The organism is Pristimantibacillus sp. PTI5, assembly GCF_048572955.1.
GTDB lineage: Bacteria > Bacillota > Bacilli > Paenibacillales > Paenibacillaceae > Pristimantibacillus.
In genome coordinates, this window is sequence record NZ_CP183886.1 from 5,896,442 (window position 1) to 5,912,834 (window position 16,393).

Annotated in this window: 13 protein-coding genes; 12 read left to right on the forward strand and 1 reads right to left on the reverse strand. The window is 52.1% G+C overall.

Going from position 1 to position 16,393, the window contains the following annotated elements; all coding sequences use genetic code 11:
• Positions 1-35 precede the first annotated feature (35 nt).
• From hprK to ACN6MW_RS26010, 5 genes are all read left to right on the forward strand, one after another.
• A complete protein-coding gene (gene hprK, locus ACN6MW_RS25990) occupies positions 36-944 on the forward strand; it encodes an HPr(Ser) kinase/phosphatase (protein WP_419872740.1) in 909 nt (302 codons plus the stop codon).
• Between the two features lie 146 nt (positions 945-1,090).
• On the forward strand, positions 1,091-1,543 hold the full coding sequence (locus ACN6MW_RS25995; protein WP_419872741.1) for a GyrI-like domain-containing protein: 453 nt from the start codon (positions 1,091-1,093) through the stop codon (positions 1,541-1,543).
• A 113-nt stretch (positions 1,544-1,656) separates the two neighbouring features.
• Positions 1,657-2,163: a hypothetical protein gene (locus ACN6MW_RS26000; protein WP_419872742.1), complete on the forward strand. Its 507-nt coding sequence runs from the start codon at positions 1,657-1,659 to the stop codon at positions 2,161-2,163.
• On the forward strand, positions 2,139-2,930 hold the full coding sequence (locus ACN6MW_RS26005) for a PhzF family phenazine biosynthesis protein (protein WP_419872743.1): 792 nt from the start codon (positions 2,139-2,141) through the stop codon (positions 2,928-2,930). Before ACN6MW_RS26000 ends, ACN6MW_RS26005 begins: the two co-directional genes overlap by 25 nt.
• Before the next feature lie 4 nt (positions 2,931-2,934).
• Positions 2,935-3,189 (forward strand): DUF2164 domain-containing protein, encoded by a 255-nt coding sequence (locus ACN6MW_RS26010; RefSeq protein WP_419872744.1) that lies wholly within the window; start codon positions 2,935-2,937, stop codon positions 3,187-3,189.
• A gap of 10 nt (positions 3,190-3,199) precedes the next feature.
• On the opposite strand, the gene ACN6MW_RS26015 is transcribed toward ACN6MW_RS26010, so the two are convergent.
• Positions 3,200-5,203 (reverse strand): beta-galactosidase, encoded by a 2,004-nt coding sequence (locus tag ACN6MW_RS26015; protein ID WP_419872745.1) that lies wholly within the window; start codon positions 5,201-5,203, stop codon positions 3,200-3,202.
• A gap of 249 nt (positions 5,204-5,452) precedes the next feature.
• Here ACN6MW_RS26015 and ACN6MW_RS26020 point away from each other — a divergent pair, with 249 nt between their 5' ends.
• From ACN6MW_RS26020 to ACN6MW_RS26050, 7 genes are all read left to right on the forward strand, one after another.
• Positions 5,453-6,406 (forward strand): ABC transporter permease, encoded by a 954-nt coding sequence (locus ACN6MW_RS26020; protein ID WP_364141423.1) that lies wholly within the window; start codon positions 5,453-5,455, stop codon positions 6,404-6,406.
• Between the two features lie 26 nt (positions 6,407-6,432).
• On the forward strand, positions 6,433-7,317 hold the full coding sequence (locus ACN6MW_RS26025) for a carbohydrate ABC transporter permease (protein ID WP_419872746.1): 885 nt from the start codon (positions 6,433-6,435) through the stop codon (positions 7,315-7,317).
• Positions 7,318-7,404: 87 nt separating this feature from the next.
• The gene (locus ACN6MW_RS26030; protein WP_419872747.1) at positions 7,405-9,000 is read left to right on the forward strand and encodes an extracellular solute-binding protein; all 1,596 of its coding nucleotides are present in this window, start codon (positions 7,405-7,407) and stop codon (positions 8,998-9,000) included.
• A 201-nt stretch (positions 9,001-9,201) separates the two neighbouring features.
• Positions 9,202-11,547, forward strand: a complete 2,346-nt coding sequence (locus tag ACN6MW_RS26035; protein WP_419872748.1) for a helix-turn-helix domain-containing protein — start codon at positions 9,202-9,204, stop codon at positions 11,545-11,547.
• A 149-nt stretch (positions 11,548-11,696) separates the two neighbouring features.
• Positions 11,697-14,300, forward strand: coding sequence for a hypothetical protein (locus ACN6MW_RS26040; protein ID WP_419872749.1), 2,604 nt, complete (start codon positions 11,697-11,699; stop codon positions 14,298-14,300).
• Complete coding sequence (locus ACN6MW_RS26045; RefSeq protein ID WP_419872750.1) at positions 14,300-14,974, forward strand: DUF1961 family protein; 675 nt, start codon at positions 14,300-14,302, stop codon at positions 14,972-14,974. The genes ACN6MW_RS26040 and ACN6MW_RS26045 overlap by 1 nt, the downstream gene beginning before the upstream one ends.
• A 26-nt stretch (positions 14,975-15,000) precedes the next feature.
• Positions 15,001-16,269, forward strand: coding sequence for an FG-GAP-like repeat-containing protein (locus tag ACN6MW_RS26050; RefSeq protein ID WP_419872751.1), 1,269 nt, complete (start codon positions 15,001-15,003; stop codon positions 16,267-16,269).
• Positions 16,270-16,393: the final 124 nt, after the last annotated feature.

A 16,393-nucleotide genomic window follows, 5' to 3' on the forward strand; every position in this document is an offset into this window, starting at 1 on the left:
CGAACGGAGATCATAAAAGCAAAGGGGGCTGCGCCTTGAAATCCATAGCGATCCGAGAGCTTGCGGCACAATTTTCATTAGAGGTACTGGCGGGAGCCGACCAGCTGGATCGGCAGATTGTTAAGGCAAGAGCCTACCGTCCAGGTCTCGAGTTTGTCGGTTATTTCGATTTTTTCCCGCAGGAGCATATTCAAATTTTGGGCAAGAAGGAAATTACGTATTTACATAGCTTAAGCGAGGCTGAGCGAAATCATCATATTGGCAATATCGTCAAATATCATCCGCCGTGTTTCGTTGTAACCGCTGGCCAAGAAGGATTGAAGTATTTGACCAAATATTGCGATCAGGAAGGCATCCCGTTGCTGCGGACAAACGTTGTGACGGCGCAGTTTCTAGGCATGCTGGATGCGTATCTCCTAAAGACGCTGGCACCGGAAATTTCCATTCACGGCATCTGCTTGAACGTGTCGGGCATCGGTATTTTGCTCCGCGGCAAATCGGGCATCGGAAAGAGCGAAACGGCGCATACCTTGATTCGGCGGGGCTCCAGATTGGTTGCGGATGATATCGTCGTGCTGAAGAAGCTGAGCTCGAGGACGCTGCTGGGCACGCATAACGAAACGACGAAGGAGTTTCTTGCCCTGCGCAGCATCGGGCTGATAAATGTCGTAAGACTATACGGAAGGCAAGCCTTCCAGGATGAGACGAGAATCGTGCTGGATATTGAGCTCACCAAGTGGCGGGACAATGAGCTGAACAATGATTTGGAGCTTGAGCCTAAGTTCACGGAATATATGGGCGTGCAAATACCGCATATCGAAATTCAGCTTCAGCCGGGAAGGGACGTTGCGGGTTTGATCGAAGCGGCAGCGAACAATTGGTACTTGAAGCAGCAGGGCTACAGCGCCGTGGAAGAATTCATGAAAAGGTTGGAAGTGGAATAAGCTCTATTTAGCAAGAAGCCAAATTTGGCACAAAGGATGATTAAAATGTAAACAACTATCCATATCCTTGCAAAACATGATACACTATGAGCAGAGAAAGCTCATCCTAGCGCACAAGTCCTGATACAACCGAAGGAGGAAATCGCGTGGAAAACTGCTCAATCGTAACAAAGCCTGCGCTGCATTTGGCGGGAATTAGCTATTGCGGTCCGTATTCAACCTTTCCGGATGAAGCGATCAGGCTGCAAACCGAGTTTTTGACACGCAAGCATGAGCTGAACGACTTAGTCAAATCTACGGTGCTGTACAGTCCGTATTTCGGAAATGAAGTGTTTGCTACCTACTGGGCATGCTGCGAGGTCCAGCATCTGGAGGAAGTTCCGCCAGGCATGGTTCAATTCACCATTCCCGAGCATCGTTACGCGATGGTCGCCTGCTCGAACAAAAGAATAGGCGAAGGATATGAGCTGCTGCACGCTTGGATCAATGAGATGCAGCTAGAGAAGCAGGAAAATGCGGTATCTCTGGAAATATTTTATATTGATGAGCATCATTTGGAGGAAGAGCCGGTCGAACTGCTCATTCCGCTCAAAGGATAACCTATATGAAGTGCTTGCGCGCAAATGAAAGGCGTATGGAATGGCTGACATTCGATACCCCTCATTTTGCGAAGGCAGGCATTTTTTGTTTGAGGAAGCGAGAGGTTGACGCCGTGAATGGATGGTTGGGTAAGGATGGTTTACATACGCAAAAAAGACCAAGAATTCCGTTGCTGCGATTTGGGCTGTTAGCCGGCTTAATAAGCGGAACGGCTCTTGGCCTTGCAATGAAGCTGCTGGGTAACCTGACCGGAACGGCAATCTACGTGCTTCTTTTGAATGTGGATTTTATACAATGGCTGCCGCATCCTATGACCGAGCTGGCGGAATTTGCCCTGCATTTGATGGTTGCCCTGCCGCTGGGCATTCTTTTTTTGGTTTTGCTGCGGATTTGGAAATCTCCGCTCGGACTCGGATTGGGAATGAGCCTAGCCATTGCTTGCTGTACCTGGATACCTCTGACACAGCTGTCGGAGCGAGTGCCATCCTCGGCTGATACTACTGCTTTGCTTTGGTGGATAACAGGCCATCTTATTTATGGCGCAGTACTGGCCGGTTTTGGATACCTGTGGATTAAGAAAGGATGGGTTAAAGAATGGGCTTCCCCTTATATCTCGTAGATGCTTTTACCAAGGAACGCTTCAAAGGAAATCCGGCTGCAATCTGTTTCTTGGAGCAGCCGCAGTCAGAAAGCTGGATGCAGCAGGTAGCTGCGGAAATGAATCTACCGGAAACGGCTTTTGTAGTTCCGGGTGAAGGGAGCTATGGCTTGCGCTGGTTTACGCCGACCGTAGAGGTGGATTTATGCGGTCATGCTACGCTTGCGACAGCGCATATCTTATGGGAATCTGGCCGATTGCCTCATGGGGAGACGGCACGTTTCATGACGAAAAGCGGGCTTCTGACGGCAAAACTCGGTGGTGATTGGATCGAGATGGATTTTCCTGCCGAGCCGCCGGAGGCCGCGGTTGCGCCAGAGGAGCTCGTTCAAGGGCTTGGACTCATTCCGCGTTATGTTGGCCGAAACCGGATGGATTTTTTCGTTGAGGTAGACAGCGAAGAGACGCTGCGAACCTTGCGTCCGGATTTTGGGCTGCTTGCAAGGCTGGATGCACGCGGCGTCATCGTAACGAGCCGAGCGTCAGGCTCGCTTTATGATTTTGTATCGCGGGCATTTTATCCAGGCACCGGATGTGATGAAGATCCTGTAACGGGATCCGCCCATTGCGCGCTAGCGCCTTACTGGGCGAAGCGCCTTCGGAAGCAAGAGCTGGTCGGCTACCAAGCCTCCGAGCGCGGCGGTATCGTAAAAGTAAAACCGGAGGGCGAGCGTGTTTATTTGTCGGGACAAGCCGTGACGGTGCTTCAAGGACAATTGGAGGAGTGAGACCATGCTAATGATGAAGCTGCCTAAGGAGCAGAAGGAGCAATTGGCCGCGAGCATTCAGAACTATTTCGAGCTGGAGCGTTCAGAGACGATCGGTTCGATCGCAGCGGAGCAGCTGCTTGATTTTATGATACAAGAAATCGGGCCGCATCTGTATAATCACGCGATAAACGATGCGCGTAAAGCGGTCCTCGAGCGCATGCAAACACTGGAGGACGAGCTTTACGCGCTGGAAAAGCCGATTGTCACAAAGCGTTGACGGTACCTTGCTAAAGACTGCCTTCGAATTGGATGGCCCGGTATTCGTATCGGCCGATATCTAACCGGCCAGGCGGCAAATACGTATTTGTAAGCGCGTCGGTTCCTCCGGCCGGAAGCGTAACGCTGCCGCCTGCGCCGTTCATATTAATAACGATCCAGAACGTTACGCCGTCGCCTCTTCTAGGCGCTACGACCGTACCGGGTGTCACATCTGTTCGCAGGGTGACCCCGGCTTCTTTGCAATAACGGTCGATCAGCTTCTTCAGCATGGCATCCCCGTTTTCGCCCAGCGGCATCGAGCCCAGCAATACTAGCTTTCCGCGGCCGTATTGCCGTTCCGTCAGAAAGGCAGCGCCCGGAGTCAGTCCGTCTGCGACCGACCCCACAGCTGTGGCATTCCATTCCCGCGGTTCGAATAAAGAGCTCCACATCCCAAGCGGGGCCGTGCAGCCGAAGGCTTGACCCATCGCCCCTGTATCATCCATGGGATAGGTGTACACCGTCTCGACGCCCGCTTCCATCTCCAGCATTCCGAGCGCGGCATCCGTTGGAACCGTATGCTGCTCCGTTCTTCCACCCGTTAGCGGGCCTGCGATCCAGATTCCGCCTTCCCTGACGAAAGCGAGAGCCCGTTGCATATAATCGGCGGATACATACGGCATAAAGGGCGTAAGCAGAACGCGATAGCCCTCTAAACCGGCGCCCTCCGTCAGTAAGTCGCGATGAATGCCCATATGAAGCAAGCGCGTATAAAATTCGGTCATTAAACCCCGGTAATTCAGTTTACGCATAGGCTCTGTCTTAAAATAGGCTTTCGCTCGGTCGGAGAAGCCCAGCGCTACCTCGGCCTGGATCGGCTCGCTCGCCTGCAAAATAGGCTCCAGCTCGTTTTTGGCTTGGGTCACCTCCAGCACGTTCGGGTAGCCGATGGTGGGTTTGCCCCATGCGCTTAATACGGAACTGTGCAATTGCTCGCACCCCGCGCGCTGCTGTCTCCACAGCCAATAGCAAAAGCCGCCCGCGCCAAGCGCATAGGCTGCAACGGCTTCCGCCCGGACGTAGCCGCTTGGATGCGGAACGGCATAGTTCTCCAAGGAACCGCTGAAAGAGGGGCTTGTCTCCATGATCCAGTATGGCTTGCCGCGCTTTACGTTTCTCCACAAATCGCAGTTGATCAGATAAGCGGGGAAATGGGCTGCCGATGCATAGGTATCATAGGAAGCAAAATCCAGATGACGGAACAGCTGTTCATTGTCCACATGAAAGGCGATGCTGCTGTTATGCGTAATTGGCGCATTCGAATATTGCCTGATGATATCGGCCTGCTCCTTGGCGAAATCTGCAATCCATTCCATTGAAAAGAGCTGATACATCGTCTTAAGCGAGGAATGATGCAGAAAAGGGACAGGGCCGGGCTGCGGAATTTCTTCGAACGCCGTGTAGCGCTCGCTCCAAATTTGCGTTCCCCAAGCATCGTTCAAATCCTCGATATCGCCATACCGTTCCTCCAGCCAGCGATGCCATAGCCCTAGGCAGCTAAGGCACATGCATTCGGACACATGCGCTTTGAATTCATTATCCAGCTGCCAGCCGATGAGCCCGGGCAGCGAACCGACCTCACGCGCGATATGTTCCGTGATAATAGAGCTTCTCTTGCGAAAATAAGCATTATTCGTACAGGCATGCTGCCTGGAGCCGTGTCCCATCGTTTCCCCGCGTTCATTTACATACATGCGTTCCGGGTGGCCATGCGACAGCCAGATAGGCGGCGTGGCTGTTGGCGTGCACATGATGGTTTCAATGCCTTTTTCGTAAAGCCGCTGAATGGTAGAGACAAATAAGCTGAGGTCTATCTTTTCTTCCGTTGGTTCTAGGGTCGACCAAGCAAATTCTCCGATCCGAACGACATTGATGCCTGCCGCAAGCATTTGGTCCATATCCTGCTCCAGCACATCCTGCTCCCAGAGCTCCGGGTACCACGCGGCCCCGTGATAAAGTTTTTTACTTCGCATGCCGACCATCCTCTCCCTCTCATTTTTACTACTGTAAGAAACGTGGGGATTACCTGCAACCAGACTTTATTGGCTTGCCTGACATGGGCTTTAAGATAGTTTTGCCGGCTTTGCACTTTCTTGCGCGGCATCGCAAAAGTCCTTATAAACCGGGCGCCAAAATGTCTGATTGCCGGAAAATGACCGATCTTTGCATAATGGGTGTACACCGCCGACGAGGCGATGAACGACATCCGGAGGTGAACGATTATGAAGCAGGTTGCAGCCCCAAATGTAAACAAGCCATCTTCCGGCTACCGGCCGAACGTGCTGCGCAGGCTGCAAAAGGACAAGTGGCTTTATTTTCTGCTGCTGCCAGGCTTGCTGTATTTTTTGCTCTTCAAATATGTTCCAATGTGGGGCGTGCTGCTCGCCTTCAAAAACTATCAGCCTTATACAGGCTTCTGGAACAGCGAATGGGTGGGCGTGGAGCATTTTCGGTTGTTTTTCTCGAACCCTGAGTTCTTCATGCTTCTGCGTAATACGCTGCTCCTATCCTTTTATAATTTATTGTTTTTCTTCCCGGCGCCTATCATTTTAGCGATACTGCTGAATGAGGTGAGGATCGCTTTCTTCAAACGCTCGGTTCAAACGATGATTTACGTGCCGCATTTTATTTCCATGGTTATCGTAGCCAGTATGACTTATGTATTTTTGACCACGGCAGGCGGTCCGGTCAACGAACTGATTTATGCGTATACGGGTCAAAAAATCGAGTTTTTGGCGAGTCCGGATTGGTTTCGTCCGATTATTATTTTGCAGACGATATGGAAGGAATGCGGCTGGGGAACGATTATATTCCTCGCGGCGCTCGCAGCCGTCGATGTCGAGCAATATGAAGCGGCGATCATGGACGGGGCTAACCGCTGGAAGCAAATCTGGCATATTACGCTGCCGTCAATCAGCAGCACGATTATCATTTTGCTCATCCTTCGGATGGGTAACGTGCTTGAGAACGGCTTTGAGCAGATTTATCTGCTGCTTAACCCGCTCAACCGCGAGGTCGCCGAGGTATTCGATACTTACGTCTACATGATGGGGATTACGCAGGGGGCTTTCAGCTACAGTACGGCGGTCGGCTTGTTCAAATCGATTATCGGCGTCATTCTCGTGCTTGGAAGCAACTATTTGGCGAAAAAATTCGGACAATCCGGACTCTATTAACGGGCCCGGAGAGAGGGGGAAGGCTTGTGGCGAAAACCTATCGAACGGTTTCGGGTACGATTTTTGACGTAGTTAACTATCTCTTTTTGGGCTTGTTCGCCATTGCGGCGATTCTGCCGTTTATTTATGTCATTTCCGGCTCCTTTGCGACGGATGCGGAGCTTACGAAACGCGCGGTATTCCTCATACCGGAAACATTCTCTATAGCAGCCTACGAGTTTATCTTTTCAACCAATACGATTCTGAAAAGCATCGGGGTATCGATGTACGTCACGATTATCGGAACGGCGGTCAATTTGTTTTTCACCGTTACGATGGCTTATCCGCTCGCTCGACGCAGCTTGATGGGACGGAATGCGGTCCTTAACCTGGTTGTTTTCTCGATGCTATTCGGCGGCGGGATGATTCCGACTTACCTGGTCATCCGCGAGCTCTCCCTGTTGGATTCGTATTGGGCGCTTATTTTGCCGGGAGCGATCAGCGCGTTTAATTTGATCATCGTCAAAAACTTTTTCCAGGAGCTCCCGCCAGGGCTGGAAGAGGCTGCAAAGATCGACGGCTGTACGGAGCTTGGCTTGCTTTGGAGAATTGTGCTCCCGCTTTCGAAGCCGGTACTCGCAACCTTTACGCTGTTTTATGCGGTAGGGCATTGGAATGATTTTTTTGCGGCGCTGCTCTATATCAACAATCCTGAAAAATGGCCGCTGCAGGTGCTCCTCCGTCAAATCGTGCTGCTGTCGCAGGCAGCGGCAGGCGACCTGAATTCCATGGATCCGAATTTCGTCAAGCCGCCGGACCAATCGATCAAAATGGCCGTCATCGTCGTTGGTACCGTACCTATTTTGATGGTCTACCCGTTTCTCCAGAAGCATTTTGCCAAAGGCGTGCTGATTGGATCGATCAAGGGTTAAACCCGGTAACCTCCGGCTGCCGGATGGGGATTGACCGAAGGCAGCCGGTTTTACGATATAATACAAATATCTAAGGGAGGTACATGCATGAAAGGAACTCGGAACAAAGGGAAGAAATGGGCTTCGCTGCTGCTGGCCGGAACGCTTGCCGCAGGTACGCTTATCGGTTGTTCGCAGCAAAATAACGGAGCGGATAACGGGGTGGCCCCTGCGGCATCCCCGGATACGGCGCCGACAAACGGAGGCAGCGGGGAAACCGCTCCGCTGAAGCTGAGCATCATGCTTCCGATTTTCAAGACGAACTATCCGAAGGATGACAGTCCGGTTGCGGCGGAGCTTGAGAAGAGCACGAATACGGACATTCATTTCGAGTGGGTGCCGAATGCATCCTATGTGGATAAATTCAATATCACGCTGGCATCGGGCAAGCTCCCGACGATTATGTATGTGCCGGACGTGAAATCGCCAAGCTTCGTGAATGCAGCCAAATCGGGCGCCTTCTGGGAGCTGGGCGGCTATCTCAAGGACTATCCCAACCTAAGCGGAGCCAATCCCGTTATCTTGAACAATTCCACCATCGAGGGAAAAAATTACGGCATTTACCGCGGCCGCGCGCTCGGGCGAAACGGCGTTTATTACAGGAAGGACTGGCTGGATAACGTAGGGCTTACCGTCCCGGAGACGATTGATGATTTTTATAATATGTTGAAAGCGTTTAAAGAGAAGGACCCGGACAAAAACGGCCAGGCGGACACATACGGCCTTGTGCTTGTGAAATGGACCGGCCAATGGTCCAGCGGCTTCGATAACATAAAATTATGGTTCGGCGCACCGAATAAATGGGGTGAAATGGATGGCAAGCTTGTGCCCGAGCATATGACTCCGGAGTATTTAGAGGCTTTGAAATTTATGAAAAAGCTGTATGACGAGAAGCTGATCAATCAGGATTTTGCGATTATGGATTCCGCAAAATGGACCGATCCGCTCGTCAACAATCAGGCTGGCGTCATTATCGACGTCATAGACGGCGCTGCCCGCGTCGATGACAAGATCCATGCGGCGCTTGCGGCGGAAGGGAAGGATCAGCCGGATCAGCATTTCATGGATGTATTCAGCGGGGTGAAGGATGCGGAAGGCGTGCTGCATACGCTGCCGACCTCAGGCTTCGCAGGCATGCTCGCGGTGCCGAAATCGTCGGTGAAGACGGAAGAGGAACTGAAGCGTGTTCTGGCATTCATAGATCAGCTGAACGCGCCGGAGCTGCAAACGATGCTTGGTTACGGCCTCGAAGGAAAGCATCACACGATCGAAGAGGATTCGGTCGTCATGAGCAAGGATACCGTGCTTCTGGAGTCGGAAGTAGAGGGACTTAATCAAATGCTGACCTTTATTCCGGAGGACCGCTCGAAAAAGGTGAAGCAAACGCCATTGAGGCTGAAGCAAACGGAGCTGCAAAAGGAGAACGAGAAATATATCGTCACGAATCCGGCAGAACCGTTCATCTCCCAGGTTTACACCGAAAAAGGCGCGCAGCTTGATAATATATTAAACGACGCGCGCATTAAATTCATCGTTGGTCAGCTCGACGAGGCGGGCTTTGCGGCAGCCATCGAGCTTTGGAAGAAAAACGGCGGCGATGATTTGATCAAAGAAATGAATGAGCTTTACGCGGCAAGCAAATAAACAGCGCAGTATAATAGACAGAGTCCGCTTTGAAAAAAGCGGGTCTCTGTCTATTGGCATAATCCGAAAGAACTAGGAAAGAAGGAAAATAAGGTCTTGTTCATTTCCTCATTGCGATATATTCTTGGACAATGGAATTGAATGCGTTTACATTAATAGGCTCATGATGGGAAATACATTTCAGATTCGGTTGGTGAGAATATGCTGAAGGAATTGAAATCAAAGCTCATAGCTGGCAAGAAAACGAAAAACGGCACGAAGCGCCGCTTTTACAGAAAAAGCTTAATCATGATTTTGCTTGTAGCCAGCATTCCTGGACTGATAACCGGCGCGCTTGTGTACGGAATCGCAGGCGGGCGGCTGGAGAGCGAGCTGCTGCAAATGCACAATAAGCAAATCGAGCAGAGAGCCCGAAACATAGATACGCAGTTGACGAATTTGGAGCTGACGCTTTCGCATTGGGCTTTTGACTCGAAATTCGATTACAGTCTCGAAAGCCGCAACTTCGTCCAAGACTTCGAGAAGGCGAGAGATATTTCGAAGACGCTGCTTGTCATGCAGGGCTCGAATACGATAAACAAGACCGTACAGCTTTATTTGGGCGGAGACAAGGAGCCTGTATTATTCGAGCCGGAATACGCTCCTCTTACGAATAAGCAGGATCGTGAGCTTTACGAGGGATTGCTGGATTCCGATAAAGTAACGTACTGGACCGAAATGTCGTTTGAACCTCAGCGTCCCGATAACAAGGAGCTTACGCTGGTTCATTATATCCCAGGGGGAAGCTTAAAGCCGTTCGGAGCGTTAATTATCCGTCTCGATAAGGAAAAGGTTGCAGATATGCTTCGCACGATGACTCCGTATGACGGGGGCGAAACCTTTTTCCTGCAGGACAACGGATCTCTGTTTGCGTCTACGGGCAGCAGTACCCATGAATCGTCCTTCGTTACTGCGCTAAAAGCTGAAATCGCTGCAAAGGGACAAGCAGACGGTTCCTTTTTCCTCGACTGGGAGGGAGCAACCTTCACCGTGACCTATGGCAAATTTTCAAGAATCGCAGACAGCTGGACATATGTCTCCGCTTCTCCGATTACGAGCATCACGGAGCCGGTCGTATTTATATCCAAAATCATTTTTACGGTTAGCCTTAGCGCTTTGCTGCTGGCTGCGCTGCTCGCTTGGTTTGCTTCGCGGACGATTTATTCCCCTGTCAACCGGCTGTTGACCCTGCTTACCGCAGGCAAATCGCTGCCGCAGGAGCAGGGCGATGAATTCTCGCTGATCGAGCGCCAATGGCAGCATCTCAGCAGGGAAAGCACGGAGCTGCATTCGAAGCTTTCGGAGCAGCTCCCCTATGTTAAGGAAAGTTTTCTGCATCAGCTGCTGCAGGGCTACTTGTTCGCTTATTCGGAAGAGGATTTGCTCGGCAGGATGGAACGTTATAAATGGAAGGTTGATCATCACCGGTTTATCGTCGTATACATGCAGTTAACGGGAATGGCCAGCCTGGAAGGAAAGTTTAAATACGGCGACGAGGGTCTGGTCACGTTCGCGGCAGTTAATATGATCGAGGAGTTCGCTTCGGAGCATTTCGAACAAAGCAAAACGATAAATTTCCATGATCTCGCCGCAGGACTGCTGTTGATCGTGCCGAAGGAAACCTCCTATGCCGAGTCGCTTCAGACGTTTGGCACAGAGCTCACGCATGCGGTCAATCATATTTTGAACATGCGCCTAACGATTGCCGTTAGCGAACCGACGGATGCTATCGCCGACATCCCATTATCCTTTGAAGGGGTGAAGCATGCGGCGAGCCAGCGAAACGTCGAAAACGAGAATCAGCTGATCGATATCGGCAAGCTGCACGCGGAAGGCGCTGGCAGCGATGAGCCGCAATATCCATTTACCTTGGAGAGGGAATTCATTCAGGCACTGAGAACGGGGCAGGAAGCGGAAGCGGACGAGCTGCTGCGCGCTTTTCTTGAAGCATTATCCTGCAAAGGAGCAAAGGCCATTGATGTGCAGCAGGGCATGCTCCACCTGCTTGGGAGCGTTCAGCATGCCATCATGGTATCCGGCATACAGCCGACAAGGCTGTTCAAGTGCGTGAATCTGTATGAGCAGCTCTCGCAAATACGCGAGCCGCAGCTTATTTTGACGTGGTTTCAAGAACGGGTGTGCTCGCCGTTTATGAAAGAGCTCGGAGGGCGATCAGACGCTCAGGTGAAAAGGCTGATCGAGCACGCGATGATTTATATGCAGCAAAATTTCATGAAGGACATTTCCCTCGACAATTGCGCGGACCATATTGGCGCCAATCCGTTTTTCTTAAGCAAATCGTTTAAGCTGGTGACGGGGAAAAACTTTATTGATTATTTAACCGGCCTCCGCATGGAAAAGGCAAAAGAGCTGCTGCGCGAATCCGGACTCAAAATAAATGACGTCGCCGAGCAGGTCGGCTATCAGCATAGTTACTTTAACCGGATATTCAAAAAACTGGAGGGAATGACTCCTTCGAGATACCGTGAGCTGAGCCAGGCGAAATAAAGGCCAGCAATAAAGTGCAAAAACATAAAAAATGTGCAAGCCTGCATACGGCGGCAAGCAAAAATGTCTCATTGTTAGCAAACGAAAGCCTCAGTAGGATAGGTGGTACGCTTCAAGCAAACCCAGCTATTCTAAGGAGGCTTTTTACGATGTCATTACCCGTATCCGTTAAGCTGCATTGGTTAAAAAATAAGGTGACGGCCCCGGTAGGCGTAACCTTTGGCATTCCATGGAAGGAAGGGGTTTTGAAACGGGAGGAAACGCTTGTCCTTCGGCAGGAAGAGACCAATGAAAAGGTCGCGATGCAAAGCTGGCCTGCCGCCTATTGGCCTGACGGCAGCGTCAAATGGTCTGCGCATACCGCTGTCTCCATGGCATCCGGCCTGGGCGGCCTAGAGGTCGTTAAAGGAAACGAGACGGAACCGGGCTGTTCCGTTACCGTGCGGGAAACCGATGAATCTATCGTGCTGAATACCGGTGTCATAGAGGTTGTCGTGCCTAAGCAAGGCGATAAGGTAGTAGACCGAATCCGCCGAAACGGGGTTTTGTTATGCAGCGGTGGCAAGCTCGTGTCGATCAGAGAAAGCCGCAGCGCTGTTTCCGGCGTCAAGACGACCCGGGAGGAAAGCTTCACCTGCAGCTTTCATAAAGCGATCGTCGAGCAAAGCGGGCCGGTAAGAGCCGTGGTTAAACTGGAAGGAAGGCATCGCTCGGAATCCGGTACGAGGCAGTGGCTCCCGATTTCGCTTCGCATCTATGTCTATGGCGGGCTCGAAACGGTCCGGATCGTTCACAGCTTCCACTATGACGGCAATCCCCATACGGATTATATAAAAGCTTTAGGCATCTCGTTCACCGTTCCAATGAGAGGACCTTTATATAACCGCCATGTCAGGCTTGCCGGCGACAGCGGTTTTTTTAGCGAATCGCCGAAAACCTTGCATACGAGGCGTACGAAAGGAAAGTACAGGGAGCTTTTCGAGAAGCAAACAAAAGGCGGGCAAGTAGCTTTTGATGCCGAGGAGGATCAGTATTTTCTAGGATTGCTGGATGATTCGGCTGTGTGGGATGATTTCAAACTCGTGCAGCGCTCCGCCGACCATTACGGGATATGGAAACGAACGAAGGCCGAGTGCTGCTGGATCAAGGCGGCAGAAGGAAAAAGGGCGGGCGGCCTCGGTTATGTCGGCAGCGAAGGAGGCGGCTTGGCAGCCGGATTGCGGAGCTTCTGGGAGAAGCATCCATCCGGTCTGGAGATTGGAGGCAGCGCAGGCCAAGAAGCTAAGCTGACCGTTTGGTTCTGGTCGCCGGACGGGGATGCGATGGATCTTCGTCATTACGACACGGAGACGCATGTCGAGTCCTCCTATGAAGGAGCGGAAGAGCTGAGAGCAACGCCGTACGGAATTGCCAATACGAGCGAGCTGATGCTCTGGTGCACCGCGGAAACGCCTAAGCCGGAGCAGCTGCTAGCCATGCAGGAGCAGACCGCCGCGCCAGCGATGCTCGTCTGTGAATCAGATTATCTACATGAGACCCGCGCGTTCGGCTTGTGGAGCCTGCCGGACCGCAGCACGCCTTCAAAAGCGCATTTGGAGGATCAGCTGGACGGTATCATCGCATTCTACCAGGCCGAGGTCGAGCAGAGGAAATGGTATGGCTTTTGGGATTACGGTGATTTCATGCACAGCTATGATCCGGTTAGACATGTGTGGAATTACGATTTGGGCGGCTGCGCTTGGCAGAATACCGAGCTGGCGCCGAACATGTGGCTGTGGGTCATGTTTCTCCGTTCGGGCAGGGAGGATATCTTCCGGCTTGCGGAAGCGATGACAAGGCATACGAGCGAGGTGGATGTCTATCATTTTGGCGAATATGCGGGGCTCGGGTCGAGGCATAACGTCGTTCATTGGGGCTGCGGCTGCAAGGAGGCGCGGATCGCCATGGCGGGGCTGCATCGTTATTATTATTATTTGACCGCGGATGATCGCATCGGAGATCTTATGGACGAGGTGAAGGATGCGGATTTCTCGACCGTAAGCCTGGACCCGATGCGTGCCTATTTTCCGAAGGACGAGCACAAGACCCATATCCGGATCGGGCCGGACTGGGCAGCCTTCAGCTCGAATTGGATGACAAGGTGGGAGCGCTTCGAGGATGAATCCTACCGCGATAAAATTCTAGTTGGGATTGAATGCGTCAAGCAGGCGAAATTCGGGCTTATTTCCGGTCCTACCTATGGCTATGATCCTGAGACCGGTATATTGTCGTCGCTTGGCGACGATAATTGGGGGCGGCATTTGGCGATATGCATGGGTGCTCCCCAGGTCTGGTTCGAGCTGGCCGCCATGCTGAAGGATCCGGAGTGGGAAGCGATGCTGGCGGATTTCGGCGTTTTTTATAACCTGCCGCAAGAAGAGAAGGACCGGATAACGGGCGGCGAGATCAGCCACCAGAACTTCGGACATCCCGTTCTTAGCGCCGCGATTGCAGCGTTTGGCGCTTTTTATAAACAGGATGCAGCAGCCGCCAAACAGGTTTGGGGAATATTGCTTGAGAACCCGTTCGCTCAGGTCAAGCTTCAGCAGGCATCGGAAACGGTTACTTATGTCGTAGAGCTTAATGAAGTAGATTGGATGAATACGAATGAAGCGGCGCAGTGGTCATTAAATACAATCATCAGCTTAGAGTTAATTGGCGAACGGCTGGAAGCAGCAGTGGCTGAAATGAACGCAGCGGCAGAGGTGAAATAATGGCAGCTCCTGATTGGAAGCTGCTTTATAGCAATCCGCTAAGAAGGCCGGAGGATCTGTCGGGCTTCCGGCTGGAAGGCGAGGCGGCCATGACATTCCCGAAGGGACAGCTTCGTATGGAAAGCGTGCTGGAGCCTGAAGAAGGCCAGCAAGCCAACTTCGTATTGTGGTGCCCGGTAAACTTTCCGAGCGACATCGCGGTAGAATGGGAGTTTAGGCCGATTCGGGAGCCGGGTCTGGCTATTCTTTTTTTCGCGGCTAGCGGAGCAAACGGGCTTGATTTGTTTGACTCTTCTTTTAAGCCGCGAACCGGTGAATACGAGAAGTACCATCATGGAGAGCTTGATGCCTATCATCTCTCCTACTATCGCAGGCGATGGCCGGAGGAACGGGCTTTCCATACCTGCAATTTGCGCAAAAGCTACGGCTTTCACCTCGTCGCGCAGGGAGCGGACCCGCTGCCCCCGGTCGCGGACTGCAGCGGCTTCTACCGCCTGCGTCTTCAGCTGCGCGGCTCTCGCATCGATTTTTCGATCAACGGGCTGCCGGTATTGGCTTGGGAGGATGATGGAGCTTACGGTCCACCGCTCGGATCAGGAAAGATAGGCTTTCGGCAAATGTCGCCGTTTATCGCCGAGTACGCGAACCTGAAGGTGTACGGCTTAACCGAATAATAAGCTTTCATCGATTTGGAGGAGACATGATGATACGAGAAACCGCAGATGCCGTAAAGATCGGCGTGATTGATATTAGCGCAGCGGGACCGCGATGCAAGATGCTGCTTGGCGATTTAAACGGGGACGGCAGAATGGAGCTGCTGCTTGTACAGCCGGATAATCGGCAGGATGTGCGGTACATTCCCCATCAGGTGCAGTGTCTGACCGCATACGACCTTGATGGGCAGCTGTTATGGCAATCAGGGGAACCGAGTACGGAAGCAGGCAGCCAAGGATCAGACTACCCCGCGCAAATCTATGATATTGACGGCGACGGTAGGCTGGAAATTCTTTGCGTCATGGAGGACCGGTTCTGCTTTTTGGATGGCTCTACAGGAAAGAAGAAGGAAAGCCATCCTCTTCCGGACCCCCATGCCCATGATTGCATTATCATTGCGAATTTGTCTGGCGGGGACCGGCCGACGGACATCATTTTGAAGGATCGGTACCATAAGCTTTGGGCAATGGATCGATATTTCCAACCGCTGTGGACCTATGAGGGAAATCCCGGCCATTTTCCGTGGGTATATGATGTGAACGGGGACGGAAAAGACGAGGTGATGGCGGGTTATGAATTGCTTGACGCCCAAGGAAGATTGCTCTGGAGCTGCAAGGAGCTGGACGACCACGCCGATTGCATTTGGGTTGGCGACGTAAACGGCGACGGCGTGCCCGAACTTGTGATCGGCGGAAGCGTAACGGTCATGTACGACCGGGAGGGCCGGGAGCTATGGCGCCATGACGGATCAATCGAATCCCAGCATATTGCGTTAGGGCGTTTCCGGCCCGAGCTGCCGGGTATGCAAATCGCAGGGCTGGACCGTCTTGTCCGCGAGGATGACGGACTTGGGAAGAAAGGCAAGGACGCCATGTTCCTGCTCGATTCAGAGGGGAAAGAGCTTTGGAAGGAAGACCGCAAGTCGGACGGCTGGCTTACGATCATCGAAACCTTGCGAGGCTGGGAGCCGGGCGCTCCGGATTATATTCTTGCCTACCGCCGAGGCGGCGGCGTGTATCCGGCTTTATATGACGGGCACATGAACGAAGCGGTTCGATTTCCATCGAACGGGTACGCCGTGCATGCGGACCTGCTGGGAACTGGAACGGAGCAGGTGATCCTATATGATGATTTTACCGCCTCGATTTATTCCAGTTCCTTTATAGATATAAAAACGTACGCGGCAAGCGGAAAGCAGCTGGCCCAACCGAAACGGCTTTACAGCTCTACGTTATATCCAGGCGGTGAAGCTTAGGGTTGCCTGAAAATAAGAAAAATGCAGCCGCGAAATATCGGGCTGCATTTTCTATTATTTTACAAAAAAACGGTTTCAAAATGACTCGAACCATGCTAATATAAATACGAACATTAGTTCTATT